The following is a 16,374-nucleotide window of genomic DNA, read 5'->3' on the forward strand; positions in this document are numbered from 1 at the left end:
ACCAAATTATCTCCTTTGTTCTATTGTAGCTGGATGCTGACGGATCTCTTCCACGAGCAATAGCTTAATTTCATCTTCCAGTCTGTCTACGTCCGTCTTCACATTAATATCGTACATTCCCCTGATCCGGCCCCTGGAATCGAGCAACAAATAGTTAGACCCGATGATAAAGGGCTTCGTTGGGTCAGCTGTGGGAATAGCATCCTGTAATAAACTCTCTTTTGCAAACTTAAAGATATCGGTGCTGGGATCTGTCACAAAAAACCAAGATTTGGTCCATGGTTTGTAAACTTTCGCATAATTCGCCAGTACCGCCGGTCTATCATACGCGGTGTCGACTGTAATGGAATACAGCTTTACCTTTTTGTTTTGCATAAAACGACTGGCAATCTGATCCAGCTTCCGGGCCATCATCCGCGAGAGTGAAGCATCCCGCGTATACATTAAATGTACCACAGACAAACTCGTATCATTGCTGAGCAACCGCACGGGCCGCCCATCATAATTAACGAAATCTACTGGGGGAACGGTGTGATAGATTGTATCGGGGATATCACGGCCCCATTTGCGATGAGTAGTGCCCGGTACTTCCTTTTTGCCAAAAATAGGTAAGGAAGCATAGCTATTAGAGCCACTTTTATTTAGTATAAAATATAAAAATCCTGGCAATAAAAGAATTACTGCCAGGATCAATATTGTTTTAATACCTTTCTTTTGTCCAGTATTATTGTCCATTCACTTTATTTATTTGGGAATAGCTGATGCTCCTGAAAAGCACCTGCCAAGAAACCGCCTTCAACTAACATCAGGACGATAAAATAAATAATAAAAATAAACACTATTGCTACGGTAACGATAAAGCTCGATTTCTCGAATTTTAAGTGCATGAAGAATGCAACAATGTAATAGGCTTTAACCAAAGTTAAAACGATATAGATTGTATTGACTAGAGCACCTTTCGCCAGAATCTGCCAGTGGTGAACAAAACCCAATGCAATTAAGAACTCCAGACAAGTTAGCGCCAAAAGTACGCCAAATACGCTCCAGATGGCTTTTTTATCCATCCCGCCTTCATGAGCGTGCTCTCCATGAGCGATATTATCTTGATATTGTGACATAGCGATCTAAAATTAATAGTTCAGGAATTAGATTAAGTAGAAGAATGTAAATACGAATACCCACACTAAATCCACAAAGTGCCAATATAAACCTACTTTTTCAATCATTAAATATGAACCGCGATTTTCAAACGTATTATTCAACGTCATGCAAAGAACAATGATGTTCAGAATAATACCAACAGTAACGTGGAAACCGTGGAAACCGGTAATGGTAAAGAACAAGTTTGCGAACTGCAATGCTGAAGTATAGGAAATATCGTGGGTGAAATAAGGTGCCAATGCCGTTTTAATCGCATCACCTTCTAAGCCTGTTGCAGGGTTTTTGCCAAACCAGAAGCCCATATGGTGCAAGTGGGTCCACTCAATTGCCTGACAGCCTACGAAACACATCCCGCCGAGGATTGTCCAAAGCATCCATTTCACCACTTCCTGTTTTGAATTACGATGTCCAGCCTCAACAGCCAAAACCATAGTTACTGAAGACATGATCAAAATAAATGTCATCAAACCTACGAATACCAGCGGTTGTCCCGACTCTGCAAGACCTGGGATAGATTGGAAAATCTTATCAGGATCAGGCCATGTTGGGTGAGAAAAGCGTTGTGCGCCGTAATAAACCAAAAAAGCAGAAAATGTGAAGGCATCCCCTACCAAGAAAAACCACATCATGATTTTTCCATACTCTAAGTTCCAAGGTGATTTTCCACCATTCCATGGACCAGTTTTAACCTTATCCAATTGCGATACTGTTGTACTCATTGTTTACTATTATTGATTCAAAAGTAAGAAAACATATATATAAATCCATAAAAGATCGAGAAAATGCCAAAAAATACTGGCAAGATCCATGCGGAAAAGATTGCCGTCCTTAGAAAGCTTATTTGCTCCTATAACCGCGCCAATCAACACGATCAACCCCGCAATAATATGCGCCAAGTGCATCCCCGTGAAAATGTATATAAAGGATTGTGATGCGTTATTATTCACAAAATAAACACCTCGTTCCGTCAACACATTCCAAGCATGAACCTGCAATGCAAAAAATACGACGCCCAAAACAAAAGTAACCAGTAATAGCAACTTCTGTTTGGAAGAATCACCATTCTTAGCGGCTTTATGCGCTAAAAACATCGTAAGACTACTGACCACGATCACAATTGTACTATAAACAAATGTGTCAGGCAATAACGTCTTGATTCCCTTGTCCACGCCACTTGCTGTGTATACAATGAAACCACTGGACAACGCAGCAAACATCATAAACATGCCCAGCATACCCAACCAAAGGTTGAATTTCTGTGCTTTTCTCTGTACTAACTTCTCGTCAGTCTGTGCTTGTTTATCTAACATTATTTCAAAGGAATAAAGTTAAGCAATAATACGAGTTGTGTTACAGGCAGGTAGATAAACGAGGTAAACATGACTTTCTTTGCCGAAGGAATATCGCAATTCTTAAACAGCAAAAAACCATAATACCCAAACATCAATCCACCGATCACGGACACTATCGTAAACCAAATTCCACCAAAGCCAAAGTAATAGGGGATAAAACCAGCTGGAATCATCAGCAATCCTGTGATGAAAACCATAAAAGCGGATACTTTATCCCTTTTTGTAGTCGGCAGCAAGCGGAAGCCAGCCAATTTATAGTCATCATCCACCACCCAGGCAATTGCCCAAAAGTGCGGAAACTGCCATAAAAACTGAATGGCAAACAGAACAAAGGGAATTATAATAATTGCCGCCTCGTTATGCCCGCTATAATAGGCCAGATCATCTTGCGAAAACGCGGCATAGTAACCAATCAATGGTGGGAATGCCCCCGGAAATGCACCTACAAATACGGCTATTGGTGATTTTCTTTTTAAAGGTGTATAGATAAATGCATAGAGCAAAATACAGAACACCGACAATAGGCCGGCGACAAAATTTAAACGTACCAGCACCAAAGTACCCAGAATCCCCATAAAGACACTTAATACCAAGGCCTGACCGGTCGTCATCCGCCCTGAAGGTAGTGGTCTGTCCTCTGTACGCTTCATCAATTTATCCAAATCTTTTTCAATGATCTCGTTAAAACCATTTGCGGACCCTGTAACAAGAAAACCGCCCAAAGTCAACAGCAACCAATTGAACCAGATAATATCACCCTGTTGTTTTGATCCGATCAGAAAAGCAATCGACGCGGAAAATACCACTGTCAATGTAAGCCTTAGCTTAACTAGCTTTTTGAAATCTGAAATAAATTCTTTCATAATTAAAAGAGACCTCCTACTACCAGTGTTCTCAAAAATGTACGTTACACACAAAAATCCCGAATTTCAAAAATTAATGCCTCTGCTTATTCAACAACAACAGCAGATAAAACTGAGCACCAAACAACAGCGTGCCCACAACCAGATGTGTCGTTTGCGCAAAAGCAGGTATTGCAAATCGAGCTAAGATAATTCCTGATAGCATTTGAATACACACGAGGATCAACGTGATAAAAGCAAACTTAAATTGCTTCGATCCTGTCTTGAAGCTAGTGCGGACCAAAAAGAATAATACAATAACTAAAATCAAAGAACAATATGCCAGCCACCGATGTACTTCGAACTGCTGGCCAATAGTTGTTATAAAGTCTTCGCGGGCTAGATCCGAGCCGGTCAATACATCAACCTCTTCCCTTACGCCGGTTCCGACAATCACCTGTGTCAGCATCACCACCAAGGATAGCAATGCAAGTCCTTTCAACACCCCCAAAGAACGATTAACCAATATTGTTTTGTCGCGTAGTGTAACCGCCTTAAAATAAGTGTATATACTTATACAAACAATAACCAACGCCAAAAGCATATGTACTGTGATGATCCAGGGCATCAGATTGGTGGACACCACAATCGAACCTAACCAGGCCTGAACGACCACTACAAAAAGATTAACCACTGACCAAACAACGATCGAACTTTTTGATTTCAAATAAGTGAAAGAATAGACCGCCGTGAATAACAGACAAAACCCCGAAACAACCCCTACCAGACGATTGATATATTCCGTCCAGGTTTTGGCAGCATTAAACTCCTCATGCTGCAGGATACTCTTGTCTGTACGGAGCTTGTTAGCCATTTCTTTATCGCCAAAAAATTCAACAATCCTGGCGAAACGCTCGTTCTTCTTTGCTCTTCCTTCAATATAATGCTGTTCATATCCCTGCGGTAACTGGGAGATATCTGTCGGCGGAATGATACGGTTGAAACATTTGGGCCAATCGGGACATCCCATACCTGAACCCGTACTTCGCACCACCCCTCCAGCAATAATGACCAGAAACAACACAAGGATTGTTATAAAATTGGTCTTTATAAATCGCTTTTCAGCTGCTGGAAACATAAACTCCCCCTACCTCTTAAAATACAAACTTGTATAAAATAGAGTAGGGCTACGCCTACTCCATTTTATGCTATCTTATTAATCTTTTCTACCATTCTGCGCATTCCATTCTGCCTGGATACGCTCAGCTTCCTCATCCCCTTCAAAATCGTGAGGCAAGTTTGAACTCATCGTTTCGGAGAAAGGAACGTTCTGAGGAATAAAGTCCTCGCCGTGACCTGGTTTGCTATAGTCGTATGGCCAACGGTGTACTGTTGGGATCTCTCCCGGCCAGTTACCGTGGATGTGCTCAACCGGTGTAGTCCATTCCAAAGTGTTGGACTGCCAAGGGTTCTGAGGAGCTTTTTTACCGAAGAAAATCGAGTAGAAGAAGTTCCACAAGAAAGCAACCTGACCTAAAGCAGCAACGATCGCAGCCCAAGTCACCAATTGGTTTACAGATACCCATTTCGCCATGAAAGCAAATTCAGTAAATGCATAGTAACGACGAGGTACACCATCGATACCCATAAAGTGCATCGGGAAGAATACCAGGTACGCACCGATAAAAGTCAACCAAAAATGCAAATAACCTAATTTCGTGTTCATCATACGGCCAAACATTTTAGGATACCAGTGATATACACCACAAAGCATACCGAAAATAGATGCCGATCCCATCACCAGGTGGAAGTGAGCCACAACAAAATACGTATCATGCAAGTTGATGTCCAATGCTGCATTACCCAAGAACAGACCCGTCAGACCACCGGAGATAAAGAAAGATACCAGACCAATTGCAAACATCATAGCCGGTGTGAAACGGATATTACCCTTCCACAATGTCGCTAGGTAGTTGAAGGCTTTTACAGCCGAAGGCACAGCAATAATCAAGGTAGTGATCATAAATACCCCCCCCAAGAACGGGTTCATACCGGTCACAAACATATGGTGACCCCATACGATAAACGACAATACGGTAATACCGATCAACGAGTAAACCATCGCGTGGTAACCGAAAATCGGTTTACGTGAGTTGGTCGCGATAACCTCGGAAGTTAAACCCAAGGCAGGCATCACAACGATATATACCTCAGGGTGACCCAAGAACCAGAATAAGTGCTGGAATAAGATGGGTGAACCGCCTTCATTAGGTAAGATCTGACCTTGTACAACCAAGTCAGACAAATAGAATGACGTACCAGCGGCACGGTCAAAAATCAATAGTACAACTGCAGATACCAACACTGGGAATGACAACATACCCACGATCGCAGTTAAGAAAAACGCCCAGATGGTCAAAGGCATTTTCCATAAATCCATACCTTTTGTACGCATGTTCAAAATCGTACTCACATAGTTGATACCACCGATCAACTGAGAAGCGACGAATAGAACCATACTAACCAACCACAAGGTCATACCCGTTGCTGATCCAGCGATCGCTGTAGGTACAGCAGATAATGGTGGGTAAATTGTCCAACCCGCCGATGCAGGGCCACTTTCTACGAAGAAAGAAGCAACCATGATCACTGATGCAACGAAAAACAACCAGTATGACAACATGTTCATAAAAGGTGACGCCATATCGCGCGCACCGATTTGGTATGGGATCAATAAGTTACTGAATGTACCCGATAGACCAGCTGTCAACACGAAGAATACCATGACAGTACCGTGGATGGTCACCAAAGAAAGGAAAAAATCAGGCTTAATACGGCCACCTTCAGCCCATTTGCCCAAGAATACTTCTAATATAGGGAACTCCTTATCCGGCCATGCTAACTGGATACGGAATAATACTGATAAAAGCATCGCAAAAACTGCCATGATGATACCAGTGATCAAGAATTGCTTGGCAATCATCTTGTGGTCACCAGAAAAGATATACTTCCTGATGAAGGATTCCTCGTGATGATGTCCGTGCGAATCGTGATGTTCAGCGCTATGCGATATTACTGTACTTGACATATTCGATTTTATATTCAAAAATTCTTAATTAGTTCAAAGATGCTGTAACTTGTACGCTATCCTTTTTTACGTTAGCTGTTTTACCGCTGAACTCCTTCTGTAGCTCCTCAGTAAAATATTTGTTTTGCTTAGCTAACCACTCTTTATACTCAGCCTCTGTAACCACGACTACTTTCTTCTGCATGTTGTAGTGGCCTTGACCACAGATTTTATTACATAACATGACAAAATCATAGTTGTAATCTCCCAGACGATCACGCATCTCTTCTGTGGTTACCGTAGGGGTAAACTGAAAATAGTTGGTCATCCCCGGTACAGCGTTGATCTGAACACGGAAGTCAGGAATATAAAACGAGTGAATAATATCTTTCGAAATGATATGGAAACGAACAGATTTGTTTACAGGTAATACGATATCAGAAGCTTGAATATCATCCCAGGAGTTCTTATCATTGAAATCAATACCATAAGAGTTGGTTGGTGTCGTCATTTTATAGTTACGCTTACCAATCACGCCATCGATACCAGGATAACGCACCTGCCATTGGAACTGCTCACCTAACACCTCCACTTGAAGAGCGGATTTCTGAAGATCTTCAGGGATATTTGTAATTGATCTCCACGTAAAGAAACCAAATAATACCAACACCGTCAATACAACAGCGGGAACGATGGTCCAGATTTTTTCTATCGTATTGTTGTGCGGATAATAATAAGCCTGACGTTTTGCACGCATACGGTACAAGAATGTGAACGTCATCAACAAGATGTGTGTGATGACCAACACAAATGTCGTGATCGCAGTCGTGATGATAAACATGGTATCAATACGTTCACCATGCTCAGTCACCGCTGATCTCCAGTATTCAATACCCCAGTGTGTATACGTCCAATACACACCGTATAGGAATACCACCAAAAAGATGAAGAACAATACCGACTGGAACGTGTTGTTCGCAAACGGATTGTATTTACCGTTCATTTTTCTTGTCAGTTCATAGATCGAAAGCACTTTGCCGATAACTGCAACCACTGTACAAACAACCAAGAACAACAGGACATAATATGTGAAGTTTTTATAAACCTGAGGATCTATCTGCTTCACTTCTTCAGCAGCAGGAGCAGCTGCGCTAGCTTCCGTAGAAGAACTAGCAGATGCAACAGCAGCAGTACCTGCTGCAGCTGTTGTATCTTTTGCAACCGAATCCGCAGCCGCAGGAGCAGCTACCGCAGTAGTCGCCACTTTAGCAGAATCAGATGCTACTGTATCTTGTTGACTCGCTAGGATAGGATTTGCAAAAAGCAACCCTAGTGCAAGCACAAAACCCGAGATGGATTTGAATCTATTATTTAATTTAAAGCTCATTTCTTTTATAACGTTTTTACGTAACCTTCCTGTAAAACTATATTTGGTGATGTAAACTCTCATCCAAGAACGGATGGTTTTTAGGCACCAATGCTTGTTTACTCAATTTGCTCATCACCAAAAAGACAAACAAACCTAAGAAACCAAGTGTAGTTCCGATCTCGATGATACCAAATCCTCTGTGTTCTGCAACAGTTCCGGGCATGACCATGATGTAGTAATCCAACCAGTGACCCGCCAACAACAGAATTCCTACAAACAACATCACATTCTGTTTACGTTTTGCATCGCGATCCACCAAAAGTAATAATGGCGCAACAAAGTTAATGATAATACTCAACCAAAACCAAGGTTTGTATTCGGGTTCCCAACGTTTGTAGAAATAAACTGTTTCCTCAGGAATGTTCGAATACCAGATCAGCATGAACTGTGCAAACCACACATAAGTCCAGAAGATCGAGAAACCGAACATGAGTTTACCCAAATCGTGCAGATGGTTTTCATTTACCCAGTTCATATAACCAGCTTTCTTCAATACGACCAGTATGACTGTAATGGCACATAAACCACTTACCCACATGGCGGCGAAGTTGTACCAGCCAAACATGGTCGAAAACCAGTGCGCTTCTAATGACATCACCGTATCGAATGCCCAGATCGGCGTCGTGAATCCGAAGATAACCAAAAAGATTGCTGACAATTTGAATGACTTCTTATACGAAGCCAATCCACCTTCCAAATCCTCTTTATAAGAAAGTTTCGCAAGGATGACAGCAAAAATGCTATAAACACCTAAAAAGATAACCTGACGAGCTAAAAAGAAAGGTACATTTAAATAAGCCGACTTTCCTTCGATGATCGGGTCGTAATTTGGACTGTTTTTATCCAATAGACCTTCACCGTGCCAGTGGTGGTAAAGATTATGCGTAGATAAACCCAATCCAACGATAACCACTAACAAGAGTGCCGCGATTGGCAATACACTCGCCATAGCTTGAGGTATACGTACCAGACCTGCAGACCATGCAGACTGTGTTACATATTGCAAGGCAACAAAGAATGCTCCAGCTGCGCACACACATGTAAAGTAATAACCCATCAATAACAAGTTGGCGTAAGTGCGCTCTACAGTTGCGTGATCGCCCGAAAGCAATCCGAAAGCTACAGCAGCTACGCCGAGTACAACAGCGACAATACTGAACATTTTAGCTTTGCCAGCAAACTCGTATCGCTCGTTGAAATTATAATCGTGATGATGACTGTGAGTTCCCATTTATATATCTGATGTTGATTATTTCTTTTGTAATTCGTGAACATACATAACAACTTTCCATCTCTCTTCCGGAGACAGTTGAGATGCATGAGATCCCATGGAGTTGTGACCATAATAAATCGTATGGTAAATTTTACCATCTGTCAAGTCAGCCATCAAACCACCTCTTGAAGAGTTTGCCGCATCCGTTCTATGATAAGATGGCGGCGGCGGAAAGTTCTCTAATTGACGAGTACCTCTAGAATCCGTTACACTACGATCTTTGGTCAACGGGCCATCCCCCTTACCTTCTGCTCCGTGACATACCGAACAGTAAGTTGTGAACAACGCTTTACCTTTCTCCAGGTTTTCTGCGTTGACAACCAGCGGATTTTTAACTTCTCTTCCCGCACGTTCGTAATCCTCTAACGTGTTGGCATACTCAAAGCGGGTGAAACCAACAGGATCTGTACCCTTAGGTGGCGTCTGTGCTGTTTTTCCATCAGCAAAATTCGCATTGGGCTGATCCGGATTAAACGCAAGAGGATCGTACATGTTGCGAGAAAACTCCAAACCTGTACTACGAGTCGTTTTATCACCACAAGAAGAAACAAGTGCTGTCAATGCTACAGCTGCGCATACAGTTCCAAGTAAATTCTTCTTATTCATAGCTAACATATTTTCTATCATTGTACTTAACTTCAACAGCACCCGCTTCTTTCAACAAGCTGTCGATCAAGGCGTGATCTGTATTCTCTTTGGCATCTACAGCAAGGATGAAACGGTCATCTGTTGCTCTCAGGTCCATTACACGTGGCGCACGTCCAGGGAATAAATGGTTACGGAAGAAAAACGTAGCAACCATACCCAAAGCACACAATAAAATGGTAACCTCAAATGTTACAGGAACAAAGTTTGGCATGGCAAAAGAGGGTTTACCACCAATATTCATCGGCCAATCGTATACCATCGTATAATACAATAGACTGAAACCCAATGTCGTTCCTAATGCTCCAAAGCAAAATGCTGCAATCGGTAAGCGAGAAGGTTTTACACCCAACTTCGCTTCGATGCCGTGAATAGGCATCGGAGTAAAGCAGTCATAAATACTTATATTGTTTGCTTGCAATTTGTCGATCCCATGCATCAAATCATCCGGATCCGCAAAACTACCTAATATATATTTTGTATTGCTCATTGCTGATTATTTTCTAACTGATAATTCTTTAATCTCTTCTTCTGTCACTGAATCATATTTCTCTAATGATTCCTGGAAGTACTCAACTTGCTCTGCAGGGAATGCGCCTTCCTGAGCCAATTTAGTTTTATGCTGTAATGATGATGATTTCAACAACAGCTTCACTTCGGCGATAGCGATACCTGGCAAGAAACGTAAGAACAACAAGAATAACGTGAAAAATAATCCAATTGAACCTACAAAGATACCCACGTCTGTCCAAGTTGGGTAGAACATTGCCCAGGATGAAGGCAGGTAATCACGGTGCAATGAAGTCACGATGATTACAAAACGCTCAAACCACATACCGATGTTCACCACAATGGATAAGATCCAGGAAATTGGAATACTTGTACGAATCTTTTTGAACCAGAATAACTGCGGAGAAATTACGTTACATGTCATCATCGACCAGTATGCCCATGCGTATGGACCCAACATACGGTTCTCGAAAGCGTACATTTCATACTCCGAACGAGAATACATCGCGATAAACAACTCCGTTAAGTAAGCCACACCCACGATAGAACCGGTGGTCATGATGATGATATTCATGGATTCGATATGGAACATCGTGATGTAGTTCTCAAAATTCATGACCTTACGTAAGATCAGCAATAAGGTCTGTACCATCGCAAAGCCCGAGAAGATCGCTCCTGCCACGAAATACGGCGGGAAGATCGTTGTATGCCATCCAGGGATAACGGATGTTGCAAAGTCCATGGATACGATAGTGTGTACAGAAAGTACCAGAGGTGTGGAAATACCTGCCAAGATCAATGACACGATCTCGAAACGTTGCCAGGTTTTCACAGAACCATTCCAGCCGAATGATAACACCGAGTAAATACGTTGTTTTAAACCAGTAGCACGGTCGCGGATTGTAGCGATATCTGGCAACAAACCACAGTACCAGAATACCAAGGATACCGTAAAATAAGTCGAGATCGCGAAAGCATCCCATACCAATGGGGAGTTAAAATTAACCCAAAGCGATCCAAACTGATTTGGAAGCGGGAAGATCCAGTAAGCCAACCAAGGACGTCCCATGTGAGCCACAACGTATGTGGCCGCACAGATTACCGCAAAGATCGTCATCGCCTCAGCGGAACGGTTGATGGAGTTACGCCAGTTCTGGCGGAAAATTAATAATACAGCTGAAATCAACGTACCAGCGTGACCGATACCTACCCACCATACGAAGTCGGTGATATCCCAAGCCCAGCCAACTGTTTTATTCAGACCCCAAGCGCCGATACCTGTCCAAAAGGTATAACTAACGCTCACTACCCATAATAAAGCACCTAATACAGCAACGGTAAAACCAATCCACCATGCTTTATTCGGTTTATTTTCAACCGGTAGTAAGATATCATCCGTAATTTGTGCATACGTGATGTCCTTACCGGTCATTAATGGTTCTCTTAATATTGATTCGTTATGCGATGACATAGTATTTTTATTTCAAATATTGTACAAGATTACGCGTCAAAAGTGTTTCTAACTTTTGTCATATAACCGATACCCGGCTGAACATTGATTTCCTCAAGTACGTAATAAACACGCTCGTTGCGCAACGCTTTGGATACTTCAGATTCTGGATCATTAGCATCACCAAAGATAATTGCATTAGCCGAACATGCTTGTTGACAAGCCATTTGGATATCGCCATCTCTCAATTTGCGATTTTCGATTTTGGCCTGCAATTTACCGGCTTGGATACGTTGGATACACATTGAACATTTTTCCATTACCCCACGTGAACGGGTCACTACATCCGGATTCAATACCAACTGTGTAAACTCATTGTTCAGGTAGTTGTCAAAGCGTGAATCATTCCAGTAAGCGAACCAGTTGAAACGACGTACTTTGAACGGACAGTTGTTTGCACAGTAACGAGTACCGAAACAACGGTTGTACGCCATGTGGTTCAAACCTTCTGAAGAGTGTACTGTTGCCAATACCGGACAAACCGTCTCACAAGGAGCGTGTCCACAGTGCTGACACAACATCGGTTGGTGAACAACGGTAATATCTTCAAAATCCAGATCATCTGAAGCTTTTGCTATTTCTTTTTCTTTGGTCAGATCTTTCTCTTTGCCCTCGATCGTATAATAACGGTCGATCCGCAACCAGTGCATTTCGCGACGACGACGCACCTCATCACGGCCTACTACCGGAATATTGTTCTCCACATTACAAGCGACGATACAAGCACCACAACCTGTACAAGCATTTAGGTCGATCGCCATAACCCACTTGTGACCCGGCTGCTCATATTTATTCCAAAGATCGTACGTTTTGTGATTATCTGTAAAACGTCCTGCCTCCGAGTTCGGATCTTTCAAATATTTCGCGAATGTAGTCTCACGGATCACATTACGGCCTTCGATGGTGTGGTGTGTCTGTGTCTGTGCCAATTGATAAGTACCAGAAGCTTTCGCTACCGATGCCTTGGCAACACCCTGTACAGTACCGTTGATGATAGAAGCAAAAGGAAACGCGTTTTTACCTACGTTATCTCCAGCTTTACCCACTTTGGTACGACCATACCCCACTGCAACCGATACCGTGCCCTGTGCCTGACCAGGTTGCTGCACGACTGGTAGCTCGATTTCGACACCGTTTGCTTTTACAGTAACTTTACCATCTTCGCCTAAGCCCAATTTCTCAGCGTCTTTTGGATTTAAAGCAGCATAGTTGTCCCAGGTTACTTTAGATACTGGATCTGGCAATTCCTGCAGGTATGCGTTGTTGGCATAACGGCCATCGCGAAGGCCAGCAGGTTCGTAAAGTTTCAATTCAAACTCTCCTACGATAGCTTTGCTCGTCGCTTCAATAGCCGATGCAGCAGCAGCAGCATTTCCTGTAAACGCAGGAGCAGTCGCAGCTTTCGCACCTTTATATTCAAAACCGGTTTGCAATACAGCATCCCAATTTTTGGTAGAACCTGCCAAGATTTGTGTAGACCACAAGTTCTTAACAAAGTTGTACATGTCTGTGTTATTTCCTGCCCAAGTCAACAAGCTTTGTTCCGCCTGACGAGTTTGGAAAACAGGGTTGATTGTAGGTTGAACAATAGAGTACAATCCTTCTTTCGGATTGGCATCACCCCAAGATTCCAAAAATGTAGATGCTGGAGCAATGGCAGTCAGTTCAGAAGCCGTTTCATCCGCACGTGACGAGAATGATAATGTGAAAGGAATCTGTTTTAGAGCAGCCTTCACATCGTCGGCTTTGAAGTAGTCATAGACTGGGTTGCTGTTCAAGAAGAAAGCGACACCAACCTGCCCTGCTTTCGCCGCTGCCAGGAAAGCCTGAAACGCTGCATCGGAGCCTTGATATTGCTTGGAGTAGTTATCCAGGTCGATGATCGTACCATAGGCACCCAAAGCAACGTTGATGGCATTTACCAATACCTGCACATTCACATCGTTTGAACCAGCCACAACAACGGCTGCGCCCTTGCTGTTCACTAATTCTTTTGCGGCTAATGCCACACCTTTTTGCGCTTTCTTGTTGGTGGTTGCACCAGGAAGTGACTGACCTGTAACCGCGTTATATAAGGCGATCAGGGTAGCTCCTTCTTCCGAAGGTTTGATAGCGATACGCGCGTCAGCGTTGGTACCAGTCATGGATAGACCAGACTCAAACTGCACGTGACGTGACATTTTACCGTTCTTCAACGATTTGTAATCACGGTTTTTAGCGTATTGCTGTGTATGTTCTTCACCAGCCAGCCAAGTTCCTAAGAAATCAGCAGCTACGGAAACGATAACGTTTGCTTTATCAAAATTGTATGAAGGGATAACAGCTCTACCGAATGAAGCTTTATTTGCTTCAATGATACCGCTGTATGATACCGCGTCGTATTGTACATGGTTTACTGTCGGGAACTTACCGGCCAATGCCGCAATAGCTGCCAAGGTAGAAGGACTATTTACCGTGTTGGACACAATGGTAATCTGCTTGCCTGAAGATGCCGCAGCGTTCAATGCTTTGACCACTTCAGCGTCTAATTTAGACCACTCTACATCCTGTCCTTTCAATTGCGCCTGCTTCAATTTAGACTCATCATATAGGTCCAACACTGAAGCTGCAGCAGTTGAATCCAAACCTTGGTTGAGACCAACCGCATTCGGGTTAGGCTCCACATTGATTGGACGGCCTTCACGGGTTTTCACCAAAATGCTCTGTCCATTAAATGTCGAAGCATAATAGTTAGGAATACCTGGAGTAACCTCTTCAGGTTTAATTAAATAAGGAACTGCCTTATGCACAGGTGTACGGTTACAAGCCGCTAAAGAAACAGCACCCAAACCAAAACCTAATGCTTTCAAGAAGTCACGGCGAGGAGTTTTAGTACTCAAGCCAGCTTCGTTTAATACATCTTCTACAGGAATAGATTCGGCAAACTCACCTTTGCTTCCCTCAACAAAAGCAGGAGTCTGATTTAACTCTTCCAAACCTTTCCAATATTTTTTATTGCTATCCATTTAAGCTGTATATAAGATTGCGTATTTCAAATAATTATTAATAGTGACATTTACCACACTCAAGACCACCGATCATGGCTGCAGTCATTTTTTCACCTTTCTTAATTCTCTCGTGAGCTTTGATCAAATCTTCATAATATTTGTTATCCGATTTGATATCTGTCTTCTTGTGACAATCCACACACCATTTCATAGTCAATGGAGAGTATTGATACACTTCTTCCATATTCTGGATCGGACCGTGACAAGTCTGACACTCTACTCCTGCCACCACAACGTGTTGTGAGTGGTTAAAGTAAGCAAAGTCAGGCAAGTTGTGGATACGGATCCATTGAATTGGCTTTGGATTGTTACCGTAAGTACGCGTTTCAGGATCCCAGTCCAATGCACGGTAGATCTTCGCAATTTCTGGAGAAATTTCACCATCATAATGCTCAGAAGCCGTAATGGTATTGTGACAGTTCATACATACGTTGGCCGATGGAATCGAAGCGTTTTTCGACTTGTATGCACCACCGTGACAGTACTGACACTCAATTTTATTGACACCAGCGTGAATTTGGTGCGAGAACTTAATCGGCTGAACAGGTTTATACCCTTCGTGAACACCAACGTTCCACATCGTTTTCCAGCCACCTACAGCTAATAATGCAACCAGCATCAACACAGTAAATCCAACTAACTTTTTGTTTTTAACAAATGCTTTCGCAAACTTCACAAAACGCTGACTATCTTCCGGCTCTTGTTGAGCTTCGATAGCAGCCTGATTTTTAGCAATTACATTTTCTAAGGTACGGATCACACGATTCAACACCACGATAACCACAACCGCCAAAACAACAACTGCGATCAAGCCCAGGATCATGAACGTTGAAGCATTATCATCTTTCTCAGCAGCACCAGCAGCACCTGCCTCTTTTGGTTTTTCGACAGACGCATCTTTAATGTATGCGATCACCGATTTAATTTGGTCATCAGACAAATCCGTAAACGAAGTCATCACCGACTTGTTATACTCTTCGAAGATCTTAATTGCTTCAGCATCGCCAGAAGCAATTAATGCCTGAGAGTTACGGATCCATTTGATCAACCATTCTTCAGACTTTGTATCTGGAACTCCTTTCAAAGCAGGCCCAACTACTTTTCTGTCAATGGCGTGACAGGATGTACACTTAGATTTGAAGATTTTTTCACCTTCCTTGACATCTTGCGCATGCAACGTCGTAACGGCAAATAATAGCATCAAACTCGTTGACACCACCCTCGCAAGGCTTCCCAAAACGGATGAGATAGTTCTCATATTTAGCACTTTATACTATTTATTTGTGAATGTAAAAAATTAAATCCCATGGTTAAAGGAGCCACTACCCCCCTAACAATGCCACAAAAGTATGATTTATTAACAAATCGCTGACAATTTTGTGACCTTTAATATCAATTTATAATCATTCTAAACAATTAATTTAAAACAGCCACAAAATCCATTATTTTCCTTACTAAAGTAGTATTACAGCTACAACTTTTCATCGGCTATCCCTTCAAAATTAAGACATTTTCATGACAATCTAAAATGAGTAATT

At 42.4% G+C, this 16,374-nt stretch carries 14 protein-coding genes; all 14 read right to left on the reverse strand.

The features are described 5' to 3' along the window. Positions 1-6: 6 nt before the first annotated feature. The 14 genes from FGL37_RS03900 to FGL37_RS03965 all read right to left on the reverse strand — a co-directional run bounded on the left by FGL37_RS03900 (position 7) and on the right by FGL37_RS03965 (position 16,094). Positions 7-735, reverse strand: a complete 729-nt coding sequence (locus FGL37_RS03900) for an SCO family protein (protein ID WP_028072520.1) — start codon at positions 733-735, stop codon at positions 7-9. Between the two features lie 5 nt (positions 736-740). Then, positions 741-1,118 (reverse strand): cytochrome C oxidase subunit IV family protein, encoded by a 378-nt coding sequence (locus tag FGL37_RS03905; protein WP_028072519.1) that lies wholly within the window; start codon positions 1,116-1,118, stop codon positions 741-743. 27 nt (positions 1,119-1,145) lie between these two features. Then, positions 1,146-1,880, reverse strand: coding sequence for a cytochrome c oxidase subunit 3 (locus FGL37_RS03910; RefSeq protein WP_028072518.1), 735 nt, complete (start codon positions 1,878-1,880; stop codon positions 1,146-1,148). A 9-nt stretch (positions 1,881-1,889) separates the two neighbouring features. Next, positions 1,890-2,471, reverse strand: coding sequence for a cytochrome c oxidase subunit 3 (locus FGL37_RS03915; protein ID WP_028072517.1), 582 nt, complete (start codon positions 2,469-2,471; stop codon positions 1,890-1,892). Further along, positions 2,471-3,376, reverse strand: a complete 906-nt coding sequence (cyoE, locus tag FGL37_RS03920) for a heme o synthase (RefSeq protein WP_028072516.1) — start codon at positions 3,374-3,376, stop codon at positions 2,471-2,473. Before cyoE ends, FGL37_RS03915 begins: the two co-directional genes overlap by 1 nt. Before the next feature lie 73 nt (positions 3,377-3,449). After that, entirely contained in the window at positions 3,450-4,493 is a 1,044-nt protein-coding gene (locus FGL37_RS03925; protein ID WP_028072515.1) for a COX15/CtaA family protein, read from the reverse strand. Between the two features lie 78 nt (positions 4,494-4,571). Further along, positions 4,572-6,443, reverse strand: coding sequence for a cytochrome c oxidase subunit I (locus tag FGL37_RS03930; RefSeq protein ID WP_028072514.1), 1,872 nt, complete (start codon positions 6,441-6,443; stop codon positions 4,572-4,574). 28 nt (positions 6,444-6,471) lie between these two features. Continuing rightward, complete coding sequence (locus tag FGL37_RS03935) at positions 6,472-7,809, reverse strand: cytochrome c oxidase subunit II (RefSeq protein WP_051607397.1); 1,338 nt, start codon at positions 7,807-7,809, stop codon at positions 6,472-6,474. Positions 7,810-7,846: 37 nt separating this feature from the next. After that, on the reverse strand, positions 7,847-9,082 hold the full coding sequence (locus tag FGL37_RS03940) for a hypothetical protein (RefSeq protein WP_028072512.1): 1,236 nt from the start codon (positions 9,080-9,082) through the stop codon (positions 7,847-7,849). Positions 9,083-9,100: 18 nt separating this feature from the next. Further along, positions 9,101-9,739 carry a c-type cytochrome gene (locus tag FGL37_RS03945; protein WP_370482420.1) on the reverse strand — a complete coding sequence of 213 codons (639 nt, stop codon included), beginning with the start codon at positions 9,737-9,739 and terminating at the stop codon, positions 9,101-9,103. After that, a complete protein-coding gene (locus FGL37_RS03950) occupies positions 9,723-10,259 on the reverse strand; it encodes a DUF3341 domain-containing protein (protein ID WP_028072510.1) in 537 nt (178 codons plus the stop codon). Before FGL37_RS03950 ends, FGL37_RS03945 begins: the two co-directional genes overlap by 17 nt. A 6-nt stretch (positions 10,260-10,265) precedes the next feature. Beyond that, the gene (gene nrfD, locus FGL37_RS03955; protein WP_028072509.1) at positions 10,266-11,750 is read right to left on the reverse strand and encodes an NrfD/PsrC family molybdoenzyme membrane anchor subunit; all 1,485 of its coding nucleotides are present in this window, start codon (positions 11,748-11,750) and stop codon (positions 10,266-10,268) included. 29 nt (positions 11,751-11,779) lie between these two features. Next, positions 11,780-14,794: a TAT-variant-translocated molybdopterin oxidoreductase gene (locus FGL37_RS03960; protein ID WP_028072508.1), complete on the reverse strand. Its 3,015-nt coding sequence runs from the start codon at positions 14,792-14,794 to the stop codon at positions 11,780-11,782. 37 nt (positions 14,795-14,831) lie between these two features. Next, positions 14,832-16,094, reverse strand: coding sequence for a c-type cytochrome (locus FGL37_RS03965; protein WP_028072507.1), 1,263 nt, complete (start codon positions 16,092-16,094; stop codon positions 14,832-14,834). Between the last annotated feature and the right edge of the window lie 280 nt (positions 16,095-16,374).

Origin of the sequence: Sphingobacterium thalpophilum (assembly GCF_901482695.1) — a bacterium.
GTDB lineage: Bacteria > Bacteroidota > Bacteroidia > Sphingobacteriales > Sphingobacteriaceae > Sphingobacterium > Sphingobacterium thalpophilum.

Bases quoted from the DNA above. Each gene is read 5' to 3' on its own strand.
- FGL37_RS03945 (WP_370482420.1), bottom strand. From the start codon at position 9,739: ATGTTAGCTATGAATAAGAAGAATTTACTTGGAACTGTATGCGCAGCT.
- FGL37_RS03905 (WP_028072519.1), bottom strand. From the start codon at position 1,118: ATGTCACAATATCAAGATAATATCGCTCATGGAGAGCACGCTCATGAA.
- FGL37_RS03965 (WP_028072507.1), bottom strand. From the start codon at position 16,094: ATGAGAACTATCTCATCCGTTTTGGGAAGCCTTGCGAGGGTGGTGTCA.
- FGL37_RS03940 (WP_028072512.1), bottom strand. From the start codon at position 9,082: ATGGGAACTCACAGTCATCATCACGATTATAATTTCAACGAGCGATAC.
- FGL37_RS03935 (WP_051607397.1), bottom strand. From the start codon at position 7,809: ATGAGCTTTAAATTAAATAATAGATTCAAATCCATCTCGGGTTTTGTG.
- cyoE (WP_028072516.1), bottom strand. From the start codon at position 3,376: ATGAAAGAATTTATTTCAGATTTCAAAAAGCTAGTTAAGCTAAGGCTT.
- FGL37_RS03915 (WP_028072517.1), bottom strand. From the start codon at position 2,471: ATGTTAGATAAACAAGCACAGACTGACGAGAAGTTAGTACAGAGAAAA.
- nrfD (WP_028072509.1), bottom strand. From the start codon at position 11,750: ATGTCATCGCATAACGAATCAATATTAAGAGAACCATTAATGACCGGT.
- FGL37_RS03910 (WP_028072518.1), bottom strand. From the start codon at position 1,880: ATGAGTACAACAGTATCGCAATTGGATAAGGTTAAAACTGGTCCATGG.
- FGL37_RS03930 (WP_028072514.1), bottom strand. From the start codon at position 6,443: ATGTCAAGTACAGTAATATCGCATAGCGCTGAACATCACGATTCGCAC.
- FGL37_RS03960 (WP_028072508.1), bottom strand. From the start codon at position 14,794: ATGGATAGCAATAAAAAATATTGGAAAGGTTTGGAAGAGTTAAATCAG.
- FGL37_RS03950 (WP_028072510.1), bottom strand. From the start codon at position 10,259: ATGAGCAATACAAAATATATATTAGGTAGTTTTGCGGATCCGGATGAT.
- FGL37_RS03925 (WP_028072515.1), bottom strand. From the start codon at position 4,493: ATGTTTCCAGCAGCTGAAAAGCGATTTATAAAGACCAATTTTATAACA.
- FGL37_RS03900 (WP_028072520.1), bottom strand. From the start codon at position 735: ATGGACAATAATACTGGACAAAAGAAAGGTATTAAAACAATATTGATC.